The sequence below is a fragment of the Pseudomonas urmiensis genome (assembly GCF_014268815.2).
GTDB classification, from domain to species: domain Bacteria; phylum Pseudomonadota; class Gammaproteobacteria; order Pseudomonadales; family Pseudomonadaceae; genus Aquipseudomonas; species Aquipseudomonas urmiensis.
This window is the reverse complement of the sequence record NZ_JABWRE020000001.1, coordinates 3,278,395-3,301,842: the sequence shown is the minus strand read 5'-3', so window position 1 is coordinate 3,301,842 and position 23,448 is coordinate 3,278,395. Positions and strand designations below refer to the sequence as shown.

Genomic DNA, 23,448 nt, shown 5'->3' with positions numbered 1-23,448 from the left:
GCACGTATCCCTGAAAATTCGGGTGCTGCCGCGCGCTGAATCCGCAACGGGTTGCATTTTTCGCCAGCTCCGATTCAGAAGCTGACGCCATTCATGTCCAAGGCAGGTATTTCCGAAGCATTCGCCGGGTGTGACGCGGAAGCGACGGTGGCGGGGCAGAGGTCCAGCGAAAAGAAGCGGGAAAGCAGGTGAAACACCGCGCTTGTCGTTTTTTTTCGGTCTTCTCTACTCGGCGCTGGTGGCGATTCCAGGCATTTCGGTAAACTGGCGAAAACCCCGTAGGACGGCCTCGCGTCCTCGAGAATTGCGATGGTCAGGGCCCGGCGTAGAGCCAGGTGCCGCTGGCCTGCCGCTTTTGGCGGCGTTCGCGACTATAGCAGTAATGATTAAGTGCTTCAATTCCATAAAAAATTGTTATGATCGAGCAATGACGACCAATACCCCTCCGACTTCCGGCGTTCAGCTGATCGAAGTCGCGCCGGAGCTTGCCGGCCAACGTATCGACAATTTCCTTATCACGGCCCTCAAGGGCGTGCCCAAGACCCTGGTCTACCGCATCCTGCGCAAGGGTGAGGTGCGGGTCAACAAGGGGCGGGTCAAGCCTGAGTACAAGATCCAGGCCGGCGACATCGTGCGGGTACCGCCCGTCCGACTGCCTGAGCGCGACGAGCCGGTACCGGTCGCCCAGGCGCTGTTGCAGCGCCTGGAGGCAGCGATTGTCTATGAAGACAAGGCGCTGATCGTGCTCAACAAGCCAGCCGGTATCGCCGTGCATGGCGGCAGCGGTCTGAGCTTTGGGGTGATCGAGGCGCTGCGTCAGCTGCGCCCGGATGCCAAGGAGCTGGAGCTGGTCCACCGCCTGGATCGCGACACTTCCGGCCTGTTGATGATCGCCAAGAAACGCAGCATGTTGCGCCACCTGCATGCCGCCCTGCGCGGTGATGGTGTCGACAAGCGCTACATGGCGCTGGTGCGCGGTCACTGGCCGACCTCGAAGAAGCAGGTCAATGCGCCGCTGCAGAAGAGCAACCTGCGCTCTGGCGAGCGCATGGTCGAAATCAATGACGAAGGCAAGGACGCGCTGACCCTGTTCCGCGTGCTGCGCCGCTTTGGTGAGTTCGCCACCATGGTCGAGGCGCGGCCGATTACCGGCCGTACGCACCAGATTCGCGTGCACACCCTGCATGCCGGGCACATGATCGCCGGCGACAGCAAGTACGGTGACGAGGACTTCACCCGCGAGATCCGTGAGCTGGGGGGCAAGCGCCTGTTCCTGCATGCCTATGCCCTGACCGTGCCGCTGCCCGATGGCGGCGAGCTGAAGATCGAGGCGCCGGTCGACGAGATGTGGGCCAAGACCGTGGAGCGCTTGAGTGCGAGCTGATTGTCGATGAGTAAACGCTACGAGCTGTTGATCTTCGATTGGGATGGCACGTTGGCCGACTCGATTGGGCGGATTGTCCTGGCCATGAACCTGGCGGCCGAGCGTGCGGGCGAGGTGCCAAGCGCCGAAGATGCGGTGAAGGGCATCATTGGCCTGGCGTTGAGCGAGGCGATCTCGGTGCTCTATCCCCATCTTCAGCCGGTCCAGGTCGAGGTGTTCCGTCAGCACTACGCCGACGTCTACATGGCGCTCGATCAGCAGCCTTCGCCGCTGTTCGAAGGCGTGCTGGAGTCGCTGGATGCCTTTCGTGCCGAGGGCTATCGTCTGGCGGTGGCAACCGGCAAGGCACGTCGCGGGCTGGATCGGGTGCTCAAGGCCAATGGCTGGGAGCAATTCTTCGACATCACCCGGGCTGCCGACGAAACCCGTGGCAAGCCTCATCCGCTGATGCTCGAAGAGATTCTCGCGCATTGCCAGGTCGAACCTGGGCAGGCGCTGATGGTCGGAGATTCGGCGTTCGATCTGCAGATGGCCAGCAATGCCGGGATGCATTCGGTGGCGGTGGGCTACGGCGCGATGTCGCTGCAGGCGCTGGCTGAATTCGGTCCGCAGGTCTGTATTGATCATTTTTCCCAGTTGCGCCAGTGGTTGAGCGGTTCGGCGCAACTTCAATTCCAAGGTAGGTGAGCATGGCTGACGAGTGGAAAGCGCCCAAGACCGAGGTGGTCGAGGACGAAGATCGCAAGAGCTGGAAGCTGCTGGAAAAGACCCTGCTGGCCGGTGTGCAAGAGCAGCGCCGAGCGCGGCGCTGGGGCATCTTCTTCAAGCTGCTGACGTTCCTCTATCTGTTCGGCATCCTGTTCCTGTTCTCGCCGCTGATGAGCATCGATAGCACTGCCTCGCGCAGCGACAGCCATACGGCGTTGGTCGAAGTGCGTGGCATCATTGCCGACCAGGAGGCCGCCAGCGCCGACAATATCGTCAAGAGCCTGCGTGAGGCGTTCAAGGACGCCAAGACCAAGGCTGTAGTGATGCGCATCAACAGCCCGGGCGGCAGCCCGGTGCAGTCCGGTTATGTGTATGACGAGATCCGTCGCCTGCGTGCCGAGTACCCGCAGATCAAGTTGTATGCGGTGATCGCCGATCTGGGGGCTTCGGGTGCGTATTACATCGCCAGTGCGGCGGACGAGATCTACGCCGACAAGGCGAGCCTGGTCGGTTCGATCGGCGTGACCGCAGCGGGCTATGGCTTTGTCGGTGCCATGGACAAGCTGGGGGTGGAGCGTCGTACCTACACCGCCGGTGAGCACAAGGCGTTTCTTGATCCGTTCTCGCCAGCCAAGCCTGAAGAGACCGAGTTCTGGCAGGGTGTGCTCAACACGACCCATCAGCAGTTCATTGCCATGGTCAAGCAGGGTCGCGGCGAGCGCCTGAAGGACAAGGAGCATCCTGAGCTGTTCAGCGGCCTGATCTGGTCGGGTGAGCAGGCCAAGGCGCTGGGGTTGGTGGATGGTCTGGGTAGTGCCAGCTATGTGGCGCGGGATATTGTCGGTGAGAAGAACCTGGTCGATTTCACTGTCCAGGAATCGCCGTTCGATCGTTTCTCCAAGCGCATTGGCGCCAGTGTGGCTGAGCATTTGGCCATGTGGATGGGGTTCCAGGGGCCAACCCTGCGTTAAGGTTGAACGAGTCTGGGGGCAAAGCGCCCCCAGAATTCTCAAGGAATCTGCACGCCTTCCTTAAGCAGCATATCCACCAGCCGAATCAGTGGCAGGCCGACCAGGCTGGTCGCATCGCAGCCATGGGTGCTCTGAAACAAGCTCACGCCCAGCCCTTCCGCTTTAAAGCTGCCAGCACAGTCAAACGGCTGCTCAGCCCTCAGGTAGCGCTCAACGCGCCCCCGGTCCAGTTCACGCATCGCAACGGTAAATGGCACGCAGTCGACCTGGCACTGGCCTGTCTGGCTGTTGTACAGCGCCAGGCCGGTGAGGAAGGTAACGTGCTGCCCGCTCGCCGCAAGCAGCTGCTCGCACGCTCGATCGAAGGTGTGCGGCTTGCCAAGGATCTGTTCGCCCAGCACGGCAACCTGGTCAGAGCCAATGATCAGATGATCAGGGTGGCTGTGCGCAAGTGCCTCGGCTTTCTGTCGGGCCAGGCGTCGAACCAGTTCGACAGCCGGCTCGTCATCCAGGCGCTGCTCGTCTATATCGGGGCTTGCCCAGGTGAAGGGCAGGCGCAGGCGCTCGAGCAGTTCGCGCCGGTAAGGGGAGCTGGAAGCCAGTAACAGGGGAAGCATGGTAGACTCCTGGGCAGATCATCCGATTCTAACATGTCAGATGCCGCCGAATTTCCTTTGACAGGGGCGGGGGGCATCCCTAGAATGCTGCGCCTATGTTGAATGACCCGATTCCACCTCACGTTGACCCGCGCAAATTAGCCGATCGTGGCGTAACCCTCCAAGGTTCGCTGCAACTCGCTGATTTGGAAAGACTCTGCGACCCGCTTTCCGACAATGTCGGTACGGTGCAGGCGAAGTTCGATTTTGAACGAGACGAACAGAACGCTGTGGTTATCCACAGTGAGCTCGACGTCGAAGTCAAAATGGTTTGCCAGCGTTGTCTTGAGCTGGTCACCCTGCCGATTCACAGCGAGTGTTCCTACGCTGTGGTGAAGGAGGGTGCGAATACCCAGTCGTTGCCGAAAGGCTATGACGTGCTGGAACTGGGCGAAGATCCTTTGGATCTGCAGGCGCTGATCGAGGAAGAGCTTTTGCTCGCCTTGCCCATCGTGCCTGCTCATCATCCGGAAGAATGCCAGCAGCCGGCGGGCGCAGACGAGCCCGAATCGAGCAAGGACGAGGTAACGCGGTCCAACCCGTTCAGTGTCTTGGCGCAGTTAAAGCGTGACCCAAACGTTTAGGAGTTAATCAATTATGGCTGTTCAGCAGAACAAAAAATCCCGCTCTGCCCGTGACATGCGCCGTTCGCACGACGCCCTGTCGGAAAACGCGCTGTCGGTAGAGAAAAGCACCGGTGAAGTACACCTGCGCCACCACGTATCGCCAGAAGGCGTATACCGTGGTCGCAAAGTGATCGACAAGGGCGCTGACGAGTAAATCTTGTCCGCTCAGATCATCGCGATCGACGCAATGGGCGGGGACTTCGGTCCCCGCAGCATTGTCCAGGCAAGTATCGCTTGCCTCTCGGCTACTCCCTCGCTACACCTGACCCTCGTCGGTCAACCCTCCCTTCTTGAAGATCTTGTCAGTGGCCTCTCGGCTGCGGATCGCGCGCGCCTGCAAATCGTGGCCGCCAGCGAAGTGGTGGGCATGGACGAGCGGCCTTCTCAGGCATTGCGCGGTAAGCCTGACTCGTCGATGCGCGTCGCCCTCGAATTAGTGCGTGATGGCAAGGCGCAGGCCTGCGTGAGTGCCGGCAATACCGGTGCGCTGATGGCCTTGTCGCGTTTCGTGCTCAAGACCCTGCCGGGCATCGACCGGCCGGCGATGGTGGCGGCAATTCCGACCCAGTCAGGCTTCTGCCAGTTGCTCGACCTGGGCGCTAACGTCGATTGCAGCGCCGAGAACCTCTTCCAGTTCGCGGTGATGGGCTCGGTCGCGGCCCAGGCGCTGGGCATTCATCGCCCGCGCGTGGCGTTGCTCAATATTGGCACCGAAGACATCAAGGGCAACCAGCAGGTCAAGCTGGCTGCCACGCTGTTGCAGAATGCCCGCGGCCTTAACTACATAGGTTTCGTCGAAGGTGACGGCCTGTACCGGGGGGAGGCTGACGTGGTGGTGTGCGACGGTTTCGTCGGCAATATCCTGCTCAAGTCCAGCGAAGGCCTGGCGACCATGATCAGTGCGCGCATCGAGGCGCTGTTCAAGGGTGGTGTATTCGCCCGAGCTGTCGGCGCCATGGCCTTGCCGCTGCTCAAGCGTCTGCAGGCCGATTTGGCCCCAGCGCGGCACAATGGCGCGAGCTTTCTCGGCTTGCAGGGTATCGTCATCAAAAGCCATGGCTCGGCGGGCGTCGAGGGCTTGCAGAGTGCAATCCAGCGCGCGCTGATCGAGATCCAGGAAAACCTGCCGCAGCGCTTGCATGGTCGCCTGGAAGACTTGCTGCCTTAGGCATAATCGCCATGAAGTGGTTAAATGTGACCGCTTGGTTTTCGTTTTCATCCAAGTTTTCAGATTGCGCGTCCAGCCTTAGGCTCGGCGCACCCTATCCGACGACAAGATCATAAGGGCTTGTTCAATGTCTGCATCCCTCGCATTCGTCTTTCCCGGCCAAGGTTCCCAGTCGCTGGGCATGCTTGCTGAACTCGGCGCCGAAAAGCCGGTGATCATCGAGACCTTCAAGGAGGCCTCCGAGGCTCTGGGTTACGACCTGTGGAAGCTGGTTCAGGAAGGCCCGGAAGAACAACTCAATCAAACCGACAAGACCCAGCCGGCGATCCTCACCGCATCCATCGCCCTGTGGCGCTTGTGGCTGGCAGAGGGCGGCGCACAGCCTGCCTTCGTCGCAGGTCACAGCCTGGGCGAGTACAGCGCGCTGGTCGCCGCTGGCAGCCTGTCGCTGAAAGACGCCGTTCGCTTGGTCGAGCGTCGCGGTCAGTTGATGCAGGAAGCCGTGCCGTCCGGTCACGGTGCCATGGCCGCGATCCTTGGCCTGGACGACGCCGTGGTAGTCGAGATCTGCGCCAAGGCGGCTGAAGATGAAGTGGTCAGCGCGGTGAACTTCAACTCGCCGGGCCAGGTTGTGATTGCCGGCAACAAGGCTGCGGTCGATCGTGCCATGGAGCTGTGCAAAGAGGCCGGTGCCAAGCGCGCCCTGCCACTGGCGGTCAGCGTACCGTCGCACTGTGCCCTGATGAAGCCGGCCGCCGAGCGTTTCGCCGAGCACGTCAACGCCATCGACTGGAAAGCCCCGCAGATCCCGGTAGTACAGAACGTTACCGCTGGCATCGCCGCTGATCTCGATGCGCTCAAGCGCGACCTGCTCGAGCAGCTGTACAAGCCAGTACGCTGGGTCGAGTGCGTGCAGACCCTGGCCGCCAACGGCGCGGTCAACCTGGTCGAGTGCGGCCCGGGCAAGGTCCTGGCTGGCCTGAACAAGCGTTGCGCTGACGGCGTGACCACCTACAACCTCAATACCCCTGACGCCGTCGCCGCCACCCGTGCGGCGCTGGCCTGAATTTGGAGAAGCTTGCATGAGCCTGCAAGGTAAAGTTGCACTGGTCACCGGCGCGAGCCGTGGCATCGGCCAGGCTATCGCCCTCGAACTGGGCCGCCAGGGCGCGACCGTGATCGGTACCGCGACCTCGGCCTCGGGCGCAGAGCGCATCGCCGCCACCCTCAAAGAGCACGGCATCACCGGTACCGGCATGGAGCTGAACGTGACCAGCGAAGAGTCGGTCACCGCCGTTCTTGCGGCCATTCAGGAGCAATTCGGCGCTACCGCGATCCTGGTCAACAACGCCGGCATCACCCGCGACAACCTGATGCTGCGGATGAAAGACGACGAGTGGTTCGACGTGGTCGACACCAACCTCAACAGCCTGTACCGCTTGTCCAAGGGCGTGCTGCGTGGCATGACCAAGGCGCGCTGGGGTCGTATCATCAGCATCGGTTCGGTTGTGGGTGCCATGGGCAACGTCGGTCAGGTAAACTACGCCGCCGCCAAGGCAGGCCTGGAAGGCTTCAGCCGCGCCCTGGCGCGTGAAGTGGGTTCGCGCAATATCACCGTCAACTCGGTCACTCCTGGCTTCATCGATACCGACATGACCCGTGAATTGCCCGAAGCGCAGCGTGAAGCGCTGCAAACCCAGATTCCGCTGGGCCGCCTGGGTCAGGCTGATGAAATCGCCAAAGTGGTGGCCTTCCTGGCATCCGACGGCGCAGCCTACGTCACTGGCGCTACCGTGCCGGTGAACGGCGGGATGTACATGTAACACCGCAACTCAATGTGACGGATTGGTTCAAAAAAGAGTCATACTCCGAGCCTAAAATCCGTTATAAAGCTGCAACCAGATTCCGGACAGAGGGTTGGGTGACTATTCAATAGGGTATGGCAGGGCGCGTTCCGCTTGAAAAGCAAACGTCTTGCTATAAACTTGGTCACCGGCCAGCTGCCTGACATATGTCCATTAGGAGTGAAAACTAGGTATGAGCACCATCGAAGAACGCGTCAAGAAAATCGTCGCCGAGCAACTGGGCGTCAAGGAAGAGGAAGTGACCAACGAGAAGTCCTTCGTCGATGACCTGGGTGCCGATTCGCTTGACACCGTTGAGCTGGTGATGGCTCTGGAAGAGGAATTCGAGACCGAAATCCCTGACGAAGAAGCCGAGAAGATCACTACCGTTCAAGCTGCCATCGACTACGTCAACAGCCACAAGGCCTAAGACGTTTGTAGTCGACGCTTCTTGTCGGGAAAAACCGCACTGCCTTTGCCGGCGTGCGGTTTTTTCTTTGCGAGAACCGTGAATCAAGAGTTTGTTGCCATTGCATTCCGAGTCCTGGATGCAATGGCAAGAGACTCTGTTATTAGAAAATGAGGAGAGTACTGTGTCGCGTAGACGCGTCGTGGTCACCGGTATGGGTATGCTGTCGCCACTGGGTACCGATGTACCGAGCACCTGGCAGGGCATTCTGGCTGGCCGCAGTGGCATCGGTCCGATCGAACACACGGACCTGACCGCTTACTCAACCCGTTTTGGCGGCTCGGTCAAGGGCTTCGAAGTCGAGCAGTACCTGTCGGCCAAGGAAGCACGCAAGCTTGACCTGTTCATTCAGTACGGCTTGGCAGCGGGCTTTCAGGCAGTGCGCAACGCAGGGCTGGACATCACCGATGCCAACCGCGAGCGCATTGGCGTGGCCATGGGCTCGGGCATTGGCGGTCTGACCAATATCGAAGAAACCAGCCGGACCCTGCACGAGCAGGGCCCGCGGCGCATTTCGCCGTTCTTCGTGCCAGGTTCGATCATCAATATGATTTCCGGCTTCCTGTCGATCCATCTGGGTCTGCAAGGGCCGAACTACGCCATTGCCACGGCTTGTACCACCGGCACCCATTGCATTGGTATGGCCGCGCGCAACATTGCCTACGGCGAAGCTGACGTGATGATCGCCGGCGGTGCCGAGATGGCCGCGTGTGGCCTGGGCATGGGTGGTTTTGGCGCCTCGCGTGCGCTGTCGACGCGCAATGACGAGCCGACCCGGGCCAGCCGTCCATGGGACAAGGGGCGGGATGGCTTCGTGCTCTCCGACGGTGCCGGTGCGCTGGTGCTCGAAGAGCTCGAGCACGCCAAGGCGCGGGGTGCGACCATTTATGCCGAGCTGGTTGGTTTCGGCATGAGCGGTGACGCCTACCACATGACCTCGCCACCTGATTCGGGTGAAGGCGCTGCCCGCTGCATGGCCAACGCCTTGCGCGATGCCGGCATCCAGCCTGAGCAGGTCAGCTACATCAACGCCCACGGCACCTCGACCCCGGCCGGCGACATCGCTGAAGTGGCCGCGATCAAGCGCGTATTCGGCGAGCACGCCTACAAGCTGGCAGTCAGCTCGACCAAGTCGATGACCGGCCACTTGCTCGGTGCGGCGGGTGCGGTGGAGGCGATCTTCAGCGTCCTGGCGATCAACAGCCAGATGGCGCCGCCGACCATCAACCTGGATGAGCCGGACGAAGGTTGCGACCTGGACTTCGTGCCGCATCAAGCTCGTAGCATGCCGATCGATGTGGTGCTGTCCAACTCGTTCGGCTTTGGTGGAACCAACGGTTCGCTGGTATTCCGCCGGTTCGCCGACTGATGCACAGCTGGATCGACGGTCAGCCTGCGACTGCGGTGAATCTGCACAATCGTGGGCTGGCATACGGCGATGGTCTGTTCGAGACCATTGCCGTGCACTCCGGCAGGCCGAGCTTGCTGGAGCTGCATCTCGAACGCCTGGCGTTGGGTTGCCAGCGCCTGGCGATCGAAGCCGATTTCCCCCTGATTCGCGATGAACTGACGCGTTACGCCAGCCAGCTTGGCGATGGCGTGGCCAAGCTTATCCTCACCCGCGGCGACAGCCTGCGCGGCTATGCGCCTGCTGCCGGATCACCGGCCCGACGCATTGTGCAAGGCAGCCCGCTGCCAGCTTATCCCGCCGCCAATGCCGAGCAAGGCGTGCGCCTGTTCGCCTGCCAGACGCGTCTGGCGGAACAACCGCTGTTGGCCGGGCTCAAACATCTCAATCGCCTTGAGCAGGTGCTGGCCCGTGCCGAATGGCAGGACGCCGAGCATGTCGAAGGGCTGATGCGTGATACCCAAGGGCGGCTGATCGAAGGCGTCTACAGCAATCTGTTTCTGGTTCGCGATGGCGTCTTGCTGACTGCCGACCTGAGTCGTTGCGGCGTGGCTGGAGTGATGCGCGCAGCGTTGCTGCAGCAAGCGTCAGTGCTGGGTATCCCGTTTGAGGTGCGAGACCTTGAGCTGGCGGACTTGGAGCAGGCCGACGAAGTCTTCGTTTGCAACAGCGTGTATGGAATTTGGCCCGTGCGTGAGTGCCCTGCACACACGCTCGACTGGCCGCCGGGGCCGCTCACCCGTAAACTGCAGGCCGTTGCCCGTACGCTACTGGATACCTGATTCGTGAGACGCAAATTCCTGCTGCTGCTGGAAATGGGCCTTATCCTTGCCGGCCTGGCATTGGGCTGGTCGGCCTGGAAGGTCCATTCGGTCCTGGAGCAGCCGCTGCACGTTGAGCAAGAACGCATGCTCGACGTACCCAACGGCACCACGCCCAACCGTATGTTTTATCGCATGCAAAGCGAAGGGCTGCTGGACGACGCGGTCTGGCTGCGCCTGTATTGGCGCTTCAATATGGCCGGCACGCCGCTGCATACCGGTGAATACCGCCTGACCCCTGGCATGACTGTGGAACAGCTGTTCGACGCTTGGCGTCGGGGTGATGTGGTGCAGTACAACCTGACCCTGGTCGAGGGCTGGACATTCCGCCAGGTCCGCGCCGCCGTGGCCAAGCACGAAAAGATCAAGCACACCCTCGAAGGGTTGTCCGACGCTGAGGTGATGGACAAGCTTGGCCATACCGGCGTGTTCCCCGAGGGGCGCTTCTTCCCTGACACCTATCGCTTCGTGCGCGGCATGAGCGATGTCGAATTGCTCCAGCAGGCCTACATGCGCCTGGAAGAGGTGCTGGCCAAAGAGTGGGCTGAGCGGGTCAGCGACCTACCGTACCGCGACCCTTACCAGGCGCTGATCATGGCCTCGCTGGTGGAAAAGGAAACCGGCATACCGCAGGAACGTGGGCAGATCGCCGGGGTATTCGTGCGCCGTCTGCGCCTGGGCATGATGCTGCAGACCGATCCGACGGTGATCTACGGCATGGGTGAGCGTTACAACGGCAGGATTACCCGTGCCGACCTGCGTGAGCCGACGCCCTACAACACCTACACCATCAGCGGCCTGCCGCCGACGCCGATCGCCATGGTCGGGCGTGAGGCGATCCATGCCGCGTTGAATCCGTCCAATGGCACCAGCCTGTACTTCGTCGCCCGTGGCGACGGCAGCCATGTGTTCTCCGACGACCTCGACGATCACAACACCGCAGTGCGCGAGTACCAACTCAAGCGCCGCGCCGACTACCGCTCCAGCCCCGCGCCACAGGCCCAGCCAGGGGTAGAAGGGGGCGTAGCGCCAAGCCAGGCGCCTGCTGAGAACGGTGAAGCGCCGGCCGACGCCAACCAAGCGCCAGGCGATAACCCGGCGCCCGAGGCCGACGCCCCTGCTACCGACCCTGTGCCAGCCGATGCGCCGGTACCTGACGAACAACATTAAGGACTGCCCGTGAGCGGCTTGTTTATTACCCTGGAAGGCCCCGAAGGCGCGGGCAAGAGCACCAACCGCGAATACCTGGCGCAGCGTCTGCGCGAGCAGGGGCTGGACGTGGTGCTGACCCGTGAGCCTGGTGGTACGCCCGTGGCCGAGCAAATCCGCGAGCTACTGCTGGCGCCCAGTGACGAGTGCATGGCGGCTGATACCGAGCTGCTGCTGATGTTCGCTGCCCGTGCCCAGCACCTGGCCCAGGTGATCCGGCCGGCCCTGGCGCGCGGCGCGGTGGTGTTGTGCGATCGCTTCACCCTGACGTTGTTTTTTCCGGGTCTAGGATGTAAACGTAAACCTCAGCCCACGAAATCCCCGTCCCTCTTTGCTCTAACCTGCTAAAACAGGGCCTTCTGAGCCTTTTCTCCGGTCTACCCGACCTACTCACCACCGCCAAAAACCAAAAAATGTAAACCTGGCTGCTTTCAGAGCCTTGGAGCATCAGAATGTAAACGCGTTTTGAGGCAATCCAGGCACTTTTGCCCCTGCGGATTTCCGCAAAATGTAAACATCGCGTCGCTACGCCAGATCTAGGGTACTCGCACAGCCATTTCTAGCAGGCGATGACAAGGGCTCCCATTCTTAGCTATCTGCACGTCTCTGAATGACGGCAACAGCTGATCCTGCCTCGCTCAAAGCACGTGGTCGGCAAAACTTTCCGCAGAATTATTCCAGTCGATTCAAGCGGCGCAAATCGTTCTCGATCCTCTCAATCACCGCTTTTCCCTCCAGCGTGCCGTCTTGCATCGCTGCCGTCAGCACGAGCAGGACGATCGGTTCGATTGCCAGGATCTTCGCCAGCCCCTCGATTACGGGAAGTGTCGGTACCTGCACGCCCCTTTCGATGCGGCTGAGGGTCGATATCGCTGCAACGCTTTGAAAGCGTGCCTGTGGAAGTCCTAGCTGGACGCGCAGGCTTCGAAAAGTCAGGCCAAAAGCCTCTGCAAATTCCATTGAAAAAGAAGCTCATATCCAAAGTGGTATTTGATGCCGAAAGGCGCTAAATTGAAAGAGCGCAGACGCCTACTTACGATATATCTTGGCGTTTTTCTTCGAGATTTGGAGTGAAATCACGTCAATCTCATAAACGCAGGGATGTGAATGGGTAGCGCGCTTCGCCGCCCAAGGGCGTTCAGCAGCCGGCGCCGAAGCGGACGCCAACAGCTGATCTACGAGTCGATAGAGGGAAGGGAATGTTCGAGACAATGCCGGTTCATCAGCTGCTTTCCGACCACGAGGATTTCCAGGCTTGGAAGATCGTGATGCTGAACAGCCCTCGCAGGTGGTTCTACATCACGACCAGCAACTACAGCGCTGACGGCGAGCATCTCCACACCTGGATGATGCTGATTACGGATCCATTGATCTTCCGACGGGTGATACATGCCAAATCCGAGACCACCAAGTATGGAAACGTCTATCTGATGATGCCGGTGGGAGAGCCTGGCTCTGAGGCTATGGGCTGGGATTACTCTAGGCTAATTGCGATGAAAGAATTCGATCCAGAGAACGGCGATGAATCCGCTTATGCCTATCTCACAGCAGATGGTGCATGGGAAGACGCGCGGCTCGAAGAAATGAAAAATGTGGAGGGGCGTATGGTGTACAAATCGCCTGATTACGATGAGCACGTCGCGGCCGAAGATATTACGGATGAGTACATCGCCTCTCTTGCCAAAAAAGTGTTCACTATCGCTTGTGAATTACATGGAGGAGATATGCGTGCGGCTGCTGCATGGCTTCAAACCCCAATGTCTGCCCTAGGCAATCTTGCACCCATTGATATCACCGAAGCGGACCTGCCGCGCTTGATGAATGCGATCGGAAAGGAGATTAGAGATATCTTACCTTGAGGTGGCTATGTTTGATGTTCCTAAGATGATTATGGCGAATGCTCCGGATCTCCTGGATCAGATCGCGATGGCTGTTACCTCCGATGGCACCTTTGCATATCTTCAGCTGAAGAGCTTGGTTTCGAGCCCGAGGCTTGCTGAGTATTGGATTCAAGATTTGAATATCGATGGGTTAGTGGAAGTAGGCGATAGCTTCCTCACTAAGCACACTATGCTTGGCGATTGGGATTATAAGAGCTATGGTATGGAGCTAAGCGCATGGGAGAAAATCAAGGGCGAGAGCGTCATGCTTGAATATGGCGATCTCAAAAGAGCGGAAGCAGGTAATCATAAAATTATAAGGTTGCAGATTTGGCCCTTCAATCCAGCAACCTTGAGCTTGGAAGAAATGAAGATAGCGGTGGCCGTGTCTTATGCACCGCTTGAGCTGATCTACGAGTCTCGGATTTTCGGAGCAATAAATGAGATGCTTGAGGAATACGGCATCGATGCTGATCCGGGGATGTAACGGGGTGCAGGGATGTAGTTGATCACATCCCTGCCATAGATTTACGTAGGGGTGTGCGCATCGCAGCGAGTGATGAGCCACCCTTGCACAGTCTTCTTCTGCCCAGGTTTTCCGCAGATTTCGCAGATTTTGGATAAAAGTTCCTCGGCGAGATCGATCATTCCAGAGATGTGGTCATCGCCTCCTTGAAAATAGAATCTTAGGGAGCCGAATTTTTCCTTAATCTGAGTTGCGTGGACTTCTAAGCCGGTTGCCTCAGCTCGCGCCTGAATACTAGCGCACAGGGTGTCAATAAGCTGATGCCAGCCGTCGCCGCACTGGAAGCCGCCCCATAGGCGAGTTTTATACGTTCCTTCTTCATTGATATACCCAAGGACCTTTGGGTATTTCGTGTGTAGCTCTATTTCGATTTCTGGACTCATAGGTATTTCTCCTCGGATGATATTGGGGTGGAGTGGCTCGGGCTATCTCCTCTTATATGTGATTAGCGTGAGCTGTGCAATGCTTGATTGGGTGGCTGCTGAGTTGTTCGCCCGTCTCTGAGTTTTGGGCGTTAATATAATTTACGCTTCGAATGAAGAGCGTAAATGGTATTGTCGTTTAAAGATGGGAGGTGATTTGTCGCATAAGTATTAAGTTTTGCGACACATCCGATTGCAACATATTTGTTGAACTACTCTTGTTGCATAAGTTTGTCGCAAGTCATGTTATGCTGAATCTAATAAATGCGACAAGAATGGAGCGGAGAATGAATATTGGATATGCACGGGTGTCAACCAACGGTCAGGATTTGCAGATACAGCGGGAGTTACTCATCCAAGAGGGTTGTTCCCGAATATTTGAAGAAAAAATCAGTGGAGCCAAAACAGACCGTCCTGAGCTTCTCAGGCTGCTTGATCACCTGAGAGAAGGCGACGTTGTCGTGGTCACTCGACTAGACCGTTTGGCGCGGTCCACCTTGGATCTGCTTTCTATAGCCGATGGTTTGAATGGGGTGGGAGCAGGGCTGCGCTCGCTCGCCGAGCCTTGGCTCAATACGACCAGCGCAGCTGGGCAAATGATCATGACGATATTCTCTGGGATCGCTACGTTCGAACGAAGCCTTATCATTGATCGCACTAGAGCTGGCAGGGAAGCTGCGCAGCGAAGGGGGGTCAAGTTCGGTCCTAAACCGTCCTTAACAGCAGCCCAGATCGAGCACGCAGGGTTGCTTGTCGACCAAGGCAAATCAGTTGCGCAAGTGGCTTCATTGCTCGGCGTTCACCGATCAACACTCTACCGAACCCTAAGCCGCTCACAGCCGTAGCTTAGTGGCTTATGGAGGTCGACGTTCGCGATGAATCCAGGCAGCGGGGGAGTAGCCGTTACCGGCTATATGTGACCAGGCGCTGTTGTGTTCGGCAGATCAGTGCTTATGGATCAGGGTTACGATCGATCCAGGAGGCAAGGCTTGGTGACCTTGGGTTCATTTCCCCGTTAGGGGGAGTACTGGTTAACACCCCAGATGGAGGGTAACCAGGCGATCTGCCTTGCTGAGGGAGAGGGGCGCTTGGCGCACGCCTGAATCTCAGAATGCTATCATCGCGGCGAACGGTGTCTGAGATCAGCAAGAAGCGAGCGTTGTAGATGGCAAGGATGATTCCAGAGCATGGCCCGCACCACACAGACAGCTTTGGCGAGCGGGATCTGTATTCAATCTTCAAATCTCAGTTGTCTGAAAGCTACACCGTAATTCATAGCTTGCCATGGCTCTGCTCTGCTGTGAGTAAGTTAGACAATAGATCTCGACCTACGGGGGAAATTGACTTCCTCATCATCCATCCCGAGGATGGCGTTTTGGCATTGGAAGTCAAAAGCGGTAGATATAGGTTTGAGAACTCTTGCTTCGTTCATGTTCGTGATGGCTACAAAATAGACCCGCTCGGGCAAATCAAGCGAAGTGTGCACGGGTTTGCTTCCTGGCTAGGCGCTAAACCGGCTTTTCGACTCCGAATCGGTTATGGGTTTGTTTTTCCAAATTCTGACTTCCGGAACGCCCACCTACCGGGGATGTTTGATAACAGCACAAATCCGCCACAATCACTTTGTATAGATTTTGAAGCGTATCCGGACGTAGCTCAGAAAGTCGTCGAGCTTATGAGGTACTGGAAAGGGACCCATATCCAACCTGATTTGGGATTATCCAAGGCTCAAGAGTTAATTGACTACCTCTCACCGAAGGTTGATGGCCAGCCCACATGGGCGAGCCGAATTCGATACGACAACAAAACATGGCTTCAATTGACCGCTGAGCAAAGCTCCGTAGTTAGATATGTGCTGAAGAATCAGAATTCATTGATAACGGGATGGCCGAGTACGGGGAAAACCGTATTAGCCATCGAAGCTGCGCGAAAATTAACTGCCGAGGGTAAAAGGGTACTGCTACTTTCTTTCAATGGGAAACTCACTGACCATATACGAAATCAACTAGGCGGCTATGATGGTTGCACCGTGTTGACGTGGCATGGGCTGTGTCGGATGGCGGCAGGGGCACTGGAGCGTTCTTTCGAAGGCGAGGCTTGGTTCAGGGTCCAGTGTCTGGAGGATTTGAAGCTAGGGATTAGTCAGGGTCTTCTTGGTGAATTTGATGCTTTAATTGTTGATGAGTCTCAAGCTCTGGCAGAGTCGTGGTGCCAAGTCTTAATCGATTGGTTTGGTCAACGGCCTAAAGTGTTTTTCTGTGACGAGACGCAGGTTTTTAATTTTGAGCGAAATGGCATACCTCTTGAGAGACTGAAAGCAATTCTCGCTGTTGATGACTTTACGCTCACCATCGTCTTGCGAATGCCAAAGGCTGTTACTGAAATTTTGTCAGAAGTGATGCCTCCGAAATTCCAGCTATCATCTCCTCGCTTGTCTGAGGCAGACACAGCACTTGAAATTGTGACCATAGATCCCGGTAAAGAACTTTTTGGTATTAAAGAAAGATTGATGGCTGGTGGGGTGGATGCCAATGATATTGTAATTTTAGTCGGTTCAAGGGATCCTAGAAAATACATCGAAATGTTAGGTTCTCATAACCTAGCTGTTGAGGGTATAGCAAAGTATCGCGGGCTTGAATCTCCAGTTGTAATCGTGCTGGGTGCTGAAGCGCTCGATACCGCAGAGCTATTTAGTGCTTACTCCCGAGCTACGACTAAATTTATCGCTATCTACAACGCTACAAACCCGGAGTGGAAGGGGCACCTAGGTTTCCAAGCTCGACTTCAAGCAAATTCAGAAAGTGAAGCGATCTTAACAAAGGCTCAAGAGCCTCTCCGCATAAGAAGTTTGGTGCATGCTAGTACTAACATAAGAAGCTTAGGGACGAAAAGTCTAGACCTGATGTGGGCCGAAGACTGGCAGGCCTTGCTTGTTGAGCTGGAAACGCATGAAAGCCAAATGCGCCTATGGGTGAACTATTTGAGTCGGGTAATTAGTCAACCTGTTTTTGTGTGGTTCAAAGACATACTTAATAAATTCTATGTGGTCGCAACCGTTACGGATGGTGAGTTTGAATCGTATTACAATCTTCCTTTAGTCATGGGGAAATGTAAGGCGTGCGACAGCATCACCCCCTGCACTAGCTCGCCGGAAAGCCACTGTGCGCTTTGTGCCACTGTGGAAAGCAGGCTACTACCATCAGACCCACACATCCTGGCTCAGGTCTGTACGTATGATGGTGCTATCACCTCCCAGTTTTCGAGGGAGCGCAGCATTGAACTAAGGTCACAGCTGCCTCTTGAAGTGGCCGCTGTTGCATCGTTCCGGCATGCTAAAAAACATCGAGTTCGAGATAGAGTTTTGCTGCTTGCAATGCCTTCTGGCCGTCAATTGTATGAGACGGCTTTTGTTTTTGCTCAGTCCAGGATCGCAACCTGTCCAGCTGGGGGGGCGCTTTCCGTGGACGTAATCGCGGACGAAATCTACGAACGATACCAGTCACTAAAGAACGTCACGCCAGCTGAGTGGCGCTCTAACGTGGCGATGGCATTCGCCACCATCAAGGAAAAGGGCTTTGCGGTCAGGGTTGGCAAGAAGCTCTATCGGCCGGTTGAAGACGCAGATGCCCCACCGCCGAAGCGGTTCAATTACGACTGATCGTGTGGCTTGAAGGCTCATGTTTCCTGTCGGAGCAACACATATCGCCTCGGGATCTCTGCGCTGGTCACACTGAGCCATACCGCAAGCGGATGTGCCCAGCGGTTTGACGGATAGCTCTACTCAGCGGCTTTGAGAGAGGGCCCGATCGTGGTACGTTCCGCGCCGGCACTGCCAGGTGGATTAGAGTAAACGGAGAGGGGGAAGGATGAGCGTTCTGGAAACCATGCGTTTGGTCTTGGAAGAGCAGCTTGATGGCCACCGGCGTAATCCATCCAAATTCAGCGGCTATGCAGAGCAGCTCAAGGGCGCCGCGCAGTTTGCCAAGAACGTCGCCACCAAGCATAGCGACGGGCCCTTGATTGCCGCAGCCGATCAAGTGCTGGCGTGGCTTGATCAGCGAGAGGATGCATTGGAGGAGGAGAGCCAAGCTGAGCACGAACGCATTTGGGAAAGAGACCAGGCACGGTACAACGTTCGGAAGGCCACATCTCGCTCGGTCAAGGAATTCGTAGGAATGGAGGTCGTGGACCCCCGCTGGAGCGTCCTTCTTGATGAGTACCGGGAGGAATTCCCCACGTTCCAAATTCGTAACTCTGTTGCAGACCGACTTCATCCAAAGAAGCACTCCGCCTCCATCCGAAATTTCTTATGTGATTTCATCATTGCACAACGGCTTGGTCGAGAACCGCGCCTCTCCGAGATTCAGGCGCTTCATCCTCAGGCGCTGGTTGCGCATCAGGAAGAAATCCTGAAATACCTTGAGCGTGCGCTACCGGGCTTCGATTTCACTTCCGCCTTGTTGCGGGTTGATCAAGCCGCGCATGCCCTCACTACCAACGATCAAGTAGAACCACAAATCCAATGAATATTTACTCGTTCAGAGCAGGCCATGTCCAAGACGTGTTTGATCTGATGCTGCTACCTGGAATGCGAGCTGTGCGACGTCTAACGATCTTGCCTGATACCGGGTTCCCAGACGCTGAGGTTGAGCTAGTAAGTGATTTGGCCGAAAGCGAAATGAGACGACTCATCGAGCAACTGGATGATACACACGTCATCATGGACACCTTTCGCCCGTGTGCGCTAGCTGAAAACCCGCTTAGCCGAGGAGATGATCCTGATCACCTACCTGACGCACCAGAGTTCTAAGGCCCTTACACCAGCATTCCTGATGATGAGCTGCGAATGTCGAGTCAGAGAGCCTCTATTCTGGTGGTCACACAAGATTAGAATGGGAGCAGCCGTTAAGAATAATCCCTCATGGGGCTATTCGCGGCACGCGCTCCGTGTTGCATGCTAGTTGAAATCTAATCGAGGGTTGACGCCCTCTGAAATCAAGGCTGCACCGCAGGATAGCTCGCGGTGCAAGATTTATAGATCGAAAGGATCAGAGGGCACTGTGACGGCTTCAAAATTCAACGAGTTCTTGACGTCCGAGATTGACCGCCTCGATGACCTCCTCAGTGAGCGAGAGTCCCGAAGAAAGGCGTGGATCAACCATCCTCAGCTTGAGTACCCAGGTTTGTCCTTAGTCGCTTCTCGCAGCCATGCCCCGAGGCGCGAGCTTCTCGCCGAGATTGCGAACCAAATCTTGCTGGAGAGGGCTTACGCTAAAAGTGATGAAGCGACATCATCGTTGATCATCATTCCAAACCAAAGCCCACACGCTTTCGTTCGACAGATGCTTGCGACGATGAGCAAGCTTGATTTCATCACTATCGATGAATGTGCGATGGAAGATGACGACTGGCCACGTTTGACTACTGGTGTAAACCTGATTGGGGTGTCCGATGATTCAGTCCAGGATTTTGAGCCTTGGTTGCGTTGGGAAATTGACCCCATTTCACTCGATGATTTACTTACCCTTATCAGCAGTGCGGAGAAGGGTACAAAAATTCTCGTCGAGAACTACCACCAGATACAGCTGATTGCTGATCATGTTGGCGTAGTCTCAAAATTGCGATGTGCGGCTGTTACAAATGGAGTGTTTTTGTACATTGGAGGTGGGCTTTCTCACTGGCACGAAGTGCGAGAGAAAAAAGGGATGTATCTGTCTGATTTAGCTGACTGCTTAGCTGAAGCTGTGCATGTTGCCGATGTGATCACCATTTTGCCTCCTGAAAAGACCAAGTTTGCAGCAGTTGTGTTCGATTCTCGTTACGAGTCGCCTTATAAAGGGGATCTGGCCTCACTATAGATGGTGGTAAGTTTTCGATGCGCTAGCGACTTTAATCAAGTTTGCTAGTCCTCCTATGGTGGTGTTTCTGGCTAAGTCGTGATGAGGTATAGCGCGGGGCAATGATAGAGCTTCCGACCCTTCTCCTAATAAGACCCATCAGCGTGGCGCTAGAGATCGTGCCTGCCTGATGGAAGCTCCGGATACGGATGGGGCTATAGCTATGCGGGGCCCCCTGCACGGATTGCACATGGCTGAAAGATTCGCGCCGAAACACTTTTGGCTGCATATAGGGAGATTGTGGAGGGAGTGCCGAGCTACTGAAATCATTTCAACGCATCTTAGTGGCAGCCAGCGAAACTAATAGGTAGATCTATTCTCAGTCAAAAGGAAGCTTTATGGGTGCTAGGATTTTTCTTCGTTCAAATGGAAAAGATAGCCTGTTTCGGATCTATTTGAATCGACTTATACGCGCCACGCAAGGGGACTCACTTTTACTATGTTCTGGATATATTTCTGATATCCCCTCAATGCAGCAAGATATCGCCGAATCCATTAAAGTAGGATGCGCGCCAAGTGGGACAGTTATCTTGTTAGCGGGAAAATTTGCCCAGTCAACTAGCGAGGAACTTGGCATCGATTGGGAAGCCCGCTTTAACAATTTTGCCTCATTTCTTAAGGGGGAACTATCGTCGACAGGAATTAACTTGAAGGTAATGGTGGCGCCGAATAGAAATTGGCATGCAAAAATAGCGCTTAAGGTCAGTGGGACAACCCCTGTAATCGCGTTGCTTGGAAGTAGCAACCTTACCGGGCCAGCTTATTTGGCAGGGATTAAAGCGTGGAATTACGAAAGTGACACACTTCTATGGGATGAAGATATTACGGGATCCGGAATATTAAATTCGCCAGCCTCATCTGACGATGTTGAGCTTGATATGGTTGTTCGGCCCGGGAGCAATCGAACAGAAAAAACAGAAATGAATAAATTATATAAAATCATTATGGGCTTGCCGCTAGAAACTCTGAAAGATGATGAAGAATAGCGGCTGGCGTATTTTTATCTAAAGCTATAAGGAAAAGCTAGGCTTAGGTCTCGCCACCTATTGCCAAGCATCCAGATGTAGGCCTATCCCAATAAGGCAGGGGATATTTGAAAGCGTTACGATAGGTCACATCGGGCCAATACAGCCGAAAATGGGCCTCTGCTATCGGCCCAGAGCGTGTAGGAACGCCTTCTTGAACCGTTGCTATGATTTTTGAGGGTTTCATCGCAGGTATCGTCAGACTCTTAATTACAGATTTTCTATCGGCTCTTACTGACCGCCAAGTGTCGGTACCAGTCGGTCATGGCTACAATGTCTTCCCCATGTAATGAAAACCCACTCAAGTGGCACAGATATTTCTGGTTCCAGGCGACGCTTTGGCCTACTAATTTCCTGCTCCGAGGTATATGGTAATATTGGCAATGTGGTCTATGCGGTGTCCTCCATGGGGTAATAAAGATGGGTTTGTAAAAGTGGGCCGTGGTTGCAGACTGTTCCATAGCGCGTCGTAGCAACGGTCTTCGCACGTTTCCCTATACGTTATTCCATTGCTGTCAGCATCGTATAGAGGCCATAGAGGGCATCGTATGGTGTGCATGCGATTCGTAAGTATCATATCATGGCGTAAAGACTCAAGCATGCCTAGATAAAATAAGGAATTTTTGATGGTCGAGATCAGAAATGGAAAGTAAATCGAAAAAAAGCGCAGTTAACGATATGGTTGAAGAATTTCAGGATACTTGCGGAGAATATTTATTCTGCTTGATGTTTGCCTCTAATGGAATAGAAACAAATGGAGACCTCGTAGCAAAGGAAAAGGCGAAGCCTGGTCAGAAAATCTGGATAGCATCTGATACGAAGTCCGATCCGAAGTATCATGCCAGAATGGATGTTTCGATGTTTGTCGAAAAATCAAAGAAAAATGGCTTCTTTGTTAATGAGCTTTGCAAGTCGTTATTGTGTAGCATTTATTCGCTATGGGACGAAACTTATAGGCATAAAATAGCCAAAGCAGCAGAGGTTGAAGCTGGCGCACTGATTGCGCCACTGATGGGAGATTTGCGTAAAATAAGGCACTGTATTATTCATAATAAGTCCATAATACCCGAGGACGGGTATCAGTTTGAGGTGCTTACTTGGAAACTAGCGCCTGGTGCCCTTGCAATTACAGCAGAAATGTTCCGTGAATTCATTGATATAGTCAGAACCAAAATGGCCATTCAAGCAGCTTCGCTAACTCCAGAGATGCTGGAAATCTATCAGCTCATGACAAAGAAAGAAAAAGAGAGTTTTGATAGCTGGTTCAAAAAGCCTGGAAATAAACAAAACGACATACCGTGGCCAGGGATGAATGATGTGCTAAAAAGAATTAATAAAATAGAAAAGTGAGGGGTGGTTGAAGGCGCTAGAAGCAATAGTATTGCATGCAAATTGCCTCTCGCACCTGATCCATCAAGAAAACCGATCCACTATGGTGTATAACTCCCATTGAAAGTCAGAGGAAGGATGGAGGAATGTGCTTAGATATATAAAAATGGCGAGGAATATATTAAAATCTCTAGCGAGACCGATAAAGGCGTTGTGGTGCAGCTGTTGCCCATGCCATATACGTCAGGACGATATGCGGATATAATTATGAAAAAAATAGGAAGAAATACTTCGTGCCCTTGTGAGTCAGGCTTGAAATACAAGTACTGCTGTATAGGCAAGGAGGAGCGGCCAAGGATCATCAAAATGAAAAATTTGCATGGGGATTGTGGCTTAGAGAAAGAAGTTGATCTTTCAAGTGACTACATGAATATTCTTGCGAGATCTAGAATACCGCTACTGAATTTCTTTAAAGACAATGATCTTTATTTCTTTGGTACCACCCTTACTGTCGGAGATTCAATCGAGTTTAATGAGCTTCTACAGCGTGGAGCGCTGACCAAAAACCATCTAGTTGAAAGGTATATACAAAGATTAAAATATGAAGATGTCGTATTTTATATAGATGATGCGGCCACGATGCATTCGGCATTTGAATCAAGAGAGCGGATACTGAAAGATGCGGTTGAGGCTCACTTCAATGGTAAATATACGCTATCAGTTCCGGTGCTTTTCGCACAGGTGGAGGGGATACTGAGAGAATATGGTGGAATGAAGCTGGCAGATAAATTTAGGCCTAATGTGTCTACGCAAATTTGGAATAGCAGGCTACTATTCAATATGTCCGATGATGCGCAATATTTCAATGCCTTTATAAGTAAACTTTTTGAAGGCCAGCAGAGTCAATCCAGCTTCAACAGAAATCCAATCCTACACGGGATGAGTGTAAATTATGATTCCCAAGAATGGTCGGCCGTATTGATTTTAATAATATTGGAGGTTCGAAATTTTGTGTGGTTTGAGAGAAATACGAAAAGTTTAATTCCAGGTGCTATTTGATAAATTTGATCATGACTTCGTCACGGAACGATAAAAATCTATATTT

24 protein-coding genes and 2 pseudogenes are annotated in these 23,448 nt (G+C 54.9%); 23 read left to right on the top strand and 3 right to left on the bottom strand.

Annotated elements, in window-relative coordinates; genetic code table 11:
- The first annotated feature begins 427 nt into the window (after nt 1–427).
- From rluC to sppA, 3 genes are read left to right on the top strand one after another with little or no spacing between them, the layout of a single operon-like run.
- Nucleotides 428–1,384 carry a 23S rRNA pseudouridine(955/2504/2580) synthase RluC gene (rluC, locus tag HU737_RS14900; protein WP_186556922.1) on the top strand — a complete coding sequence of 319 codons (957 nt, stop codon included), beginning with the start codon at nt 428–430 and terminating at the stop codon, nt 1,382–1,384.
- 6 nt (nt 1,385–1,390) lie between these two features.
- Nucleotides 1,391–2,071, top strand: coding sequence for an HAD family hydrolase (locus HU737_RS14895; RefSeq protein WP_186556921.1), 681 nt, complete (start codon nt 1,391–1,393; stop codon nt 2,069–2,071).
- 2 nt (nt 2,072–2,073) lie between these two features.
- Nucleotides 2,074–3,063, top strand: a complete 990-nt coding sequence (gene sppA, locus HU737_RS14890) for a signal peptide peptidase SppA (RefSeq protein WP_186556919.1) — start codon at nt 2,074–2,076, stop codon at nt 3,061–3,063.
- Nucleotides 3,064–3,101: 38 nt separating this feature from the next.
- Here the strand turns inward: sppA and HU737_RS14885 are convergent, their stop codons facing one another.
- Nucleotides 3,102–3,680, bottom strand: coding sequence for a Maf family protein (locus HU737_RS14885; RefSeq protein ID WP_186556917.1), 579 nt, complete (start codon nt 3,678–3,680; stop codon nt 3,102–3,104).
- Between the two features lie 95 nt (nt 3,681–3,775).
- Here HU737_RS14885 and HU737_RS14880 point away from each other — a divergent pair, with 95 nt between their 5' ends.
- The 10 genes and pseudogenes from HU737_RS14880 to tmk form a co-directional block, all read left to right on the top strand.
- Complete coding sequence (locus HU737_RS14880) at nt 3,776–4,303, top strand: YceD family protein (protein WP_186556915.1); 528 nt, start codon at nt 3,776–3,778, stop codon at nt 4,301–4,303.
- Between the two features lie 13 nt (nt 4,304–4,316).
- On the top strand, nt 4,317–4,499 hold the full coding sequence (gene rpmF, locus HU737_RS14875) for a 50S ribosomal protein L32 (protein WP_008096416.1): 183 nt from the start codon (nt 4,317–4,319) through the stop codon (nt 4,497–4,499).
- Nucleotides 4,500–4,502: 3 nt separating this feature from the next.
- On the top strand, nt 4,503–5,513 hold the full coding sequence (gene plsX / locus HU737_RS14870) for a phosphate acyltransferase PlsX (RefSeq protein WP_186556913.1): 1,011 nt from the start codon (nt 4,503–4,505) through the stop codon (nt 5,511–5,513).
- Between the two features lie 127 nt (nt 5,514–5,640).
- Nucleotides 5,641–6,579 (top strand): ACP S-malonyltransferase, encoded by a 939-nt coding sequence (gene fabD / locus HU737_RS14865; protein WP_186556911.1) that lies wholly within the window; start codon nt 5,641–5,643, stop codon nt 6,577–6,579.
- Between the two features lie 16 nt (nt 6,580–6,595).
- A complete protein-coding gene (gene fabG, locus HU737_RS14860) occupies nt 6,596–7,336 on the top strand; it encodes a 3-oxoacyl-ACP reductase FabG (protein WP_186556909.1) in 741 nt (246 codons plus the stop codon).
- A gap of 214 nt (nt 7,337–7,550) precedes the next feature.
- On the top strand, nt 7,551–7,787 hold the full coding sequence (gene acpP / locus HU737_RS14855) for an acyl carrier protein (RefSeq protein WP_008096410.1): 237 nt from the start codon (nt 7,551–7,553) through the stop codon (nt 7,785–7,787).
- Nucleotides 7,788–7,950: 163 nt separating this feature from the next.
- Nucleotides 7,951–9,195 carry a beta-ketoacyl-ACP synthase II gene (gene fabF, locus HU737_RS14850; RefSeq protein WP_186556907.1) on the top strand — a complete coding sequence of 415 codons (1,245 nt, stop codon included), beginning with the start codon at nt 7,951–7,953 and terminating at the stop codon, nt 9,193–9,195.
- Nucleotides 9,195–10,016, top strand: coding sequence for an aminodeoxychorismate lyase (gene pabC, locus HU737_RS14845; RefSeq protein ID WP_186556905.1), 822 nt, complete (start codon nt 9,195–9,197; stop codon nt 10,014–10,016). Before fabF ends, pabC begins: the two co-directional genes overlap by 1 nt.
- Nucleotides 10,017–10,019: 3 nt before the next feature.
- The gene (mltG, locus tag HU737_RS14840) at nt 10,020–11,225 is read left to right on the top strand and encodes an endolytic transglycosylase MltG (protein ID WP_186556904.1); all 1,206 of its coding nucleotides are present in this window, start codon (nt 10,020–10,022) and stop codon (nt 11,223–11,225) included.
- A gap of 9 nt (nt 11,226–11,234) precedes the next feature.
- Nucleotides 11,235–11,528: pseudogene (gene tmk / locus HU737_RS14835) on the top strand (dTMP kinase); the annotation flags it as partial.
- 408 nt (nt 11,529–11,936) lie between these two features.
- On the opposite strand, the gene HU737_RS14830 reads toward tmk, so the two are convergent.
- Nucleotides 11,937–12,224 (bottom strand): helix-turn-helix domain-containing protein, encoded by a 288-nt coding sequence (locus tag HU737_RS14830; RefSeq protein WP_186556902.1) that lies wholly within the window; start codon nt 12,222–12,224, stop codon nt 11,937–11,939.
- Between the two features lie 239 nt (nt 12,225–12,463).
- Here HU737_RS14830 and HU737_RS14825 point away from each other — a divergent pair, with 239 nt between their 5' ends.
- Nucleotides 12,464–13,123, top strand: coding sequence for an antitoxin Xre/MbcA/ParS toxin-binding domain-containing protein (locus tag HU737_RS14825; RefSeq protein ID WP_186556901.1), 660 nt, complete (start codon nt 12,464–12,466; stop codon nt 13,121–13,123).
- 7 nt (nt 13,124–13,130) lie between these two features.
- Nucleotides 13,131–13,631, top strand: a complete 501-nt coding sequence (locus HU737_RS14820) for a hypothetical protein (RefSeq protein WP_086978016.1) — start codon at nt 13,131–13,133, stop codon at nt 13,629–13,631.
- A 41-nt stretch (nt 13,632–13,672) separates the two neighbouring features.
- On the opposite strand, the gene HU737_RS14815 is transcribed toward HU737_RS14820, so the two are convergent.
- Complete coding sequence (locus HU737_RS14815) at nt 13,673–14,053, bottom strand: hypothetical protein (protein WP_186556900.1); 381 nt, start codon at nt 14,051–14,053, stop codon at nt 13,673–13,675.
- Between the two features lie 326 nt (nt 14,054–14,379).
- Here HU737_RS14815 and HU737_RS14810 point away from each other — a divergent pair, with 326 nt between their 5' ends.
- From HU737_RS14810 to HU737_RS14780, 8 genes and pseudogenes are all read left to right on the top strand, one after another.
- Nucleotides 14,380–14,937, top strand: coding sequence for a recombinase family protein (locus HU737_RS14810; RefSeq protein ID WP_225915616.1), 558 nt, complete (start codon nt 14,380–14,382; stop codon nt 14,935–14,937).
- Nucleotides 14,938–15,257: 320 nt separating this feature from the next.
- The gene (locus HU737_RS14805) at nt 15,258–17,750 is read left to right on the top strand and encodes a nuclease-related domain-containing DEAD/DEAH box helicase (RefSeq protein WP_186556899.1); all 2,493 of its coding nucleotides are present in this window, start codon (nt 15,258–15,260) and stop codon (nt 17,748–17,750) included.
- A gap of 208 nt (nt 17,751–17,958) precedes the next feature.
- A complete protein-coding gene (locus HU737_RS14800; RefSeq protein ID WP_186556898.1) occupies nt 17,959–18,618 on the top strand; it encodes a hypothetical protein in 660 nt (219 codons plus the stop codon).
- Between the two features lie 534 nt (nt 18,619–19,152).
- Complete coding sequence (locus tag HU737_RS14795; RefSeq protein ID WP_186556896.1) at nt 19,153–19,950, top strand: hypothetical protein; 798 nt, start codon at nt 19,153–19,155, stop codon at nt 19,948–19,950.
- A 377-nt stretch (nt 19,951–20,327) separates the two neighbouring features.
- Nucleotides 20,328–20,975, top strand: coding sequence for a phospholipase D-like domain-containing protein (locus HU737_RS14790; RefSeq protein WP_186556895.1), 648 nt, complete (start codon nt 20,328–20,330; stop codon nt 20,973–20,975).
- 681 nt (nt 20,976–21,656) lie between these two features.
- Nucleotides 21,657–22,364 (top strand): hypothetical protein, encoded by a 708-nt coding sequence (locus HU737_RS14785; RefSeq protein ID WP_186556894.1) that lies wholly within the window; start codon nt 21,657–21,659, stop codon nt 22,362–22,364.
- 210 nt (nt 22,365–22,574) lie between these two features.
- Nucleotides 22,575–22,676: pseudogene (locus HU737_RS26430) on the top strand (SEC-C metal-binding domain-containing protein); the annotation flags it as partial.
- Between the two features lie 33 nt (nt 22,677–22,709).
- Nucleotides 22,710–23,402 carry a hypothetical protein gene (locus tag HU737_RS14780; RefSeq protein ID WP_225915756.1) on the top strand — a complete coding sequence of 231 codons (693 nt, stop codon included), beginning with the start codon at nt 22,710–22,712 and terminating at the stop codon, nt 23,400–23,402.
- The last annotated feature ends 46 nt before the right edge of the window (nt 23,403–23,448 follow it).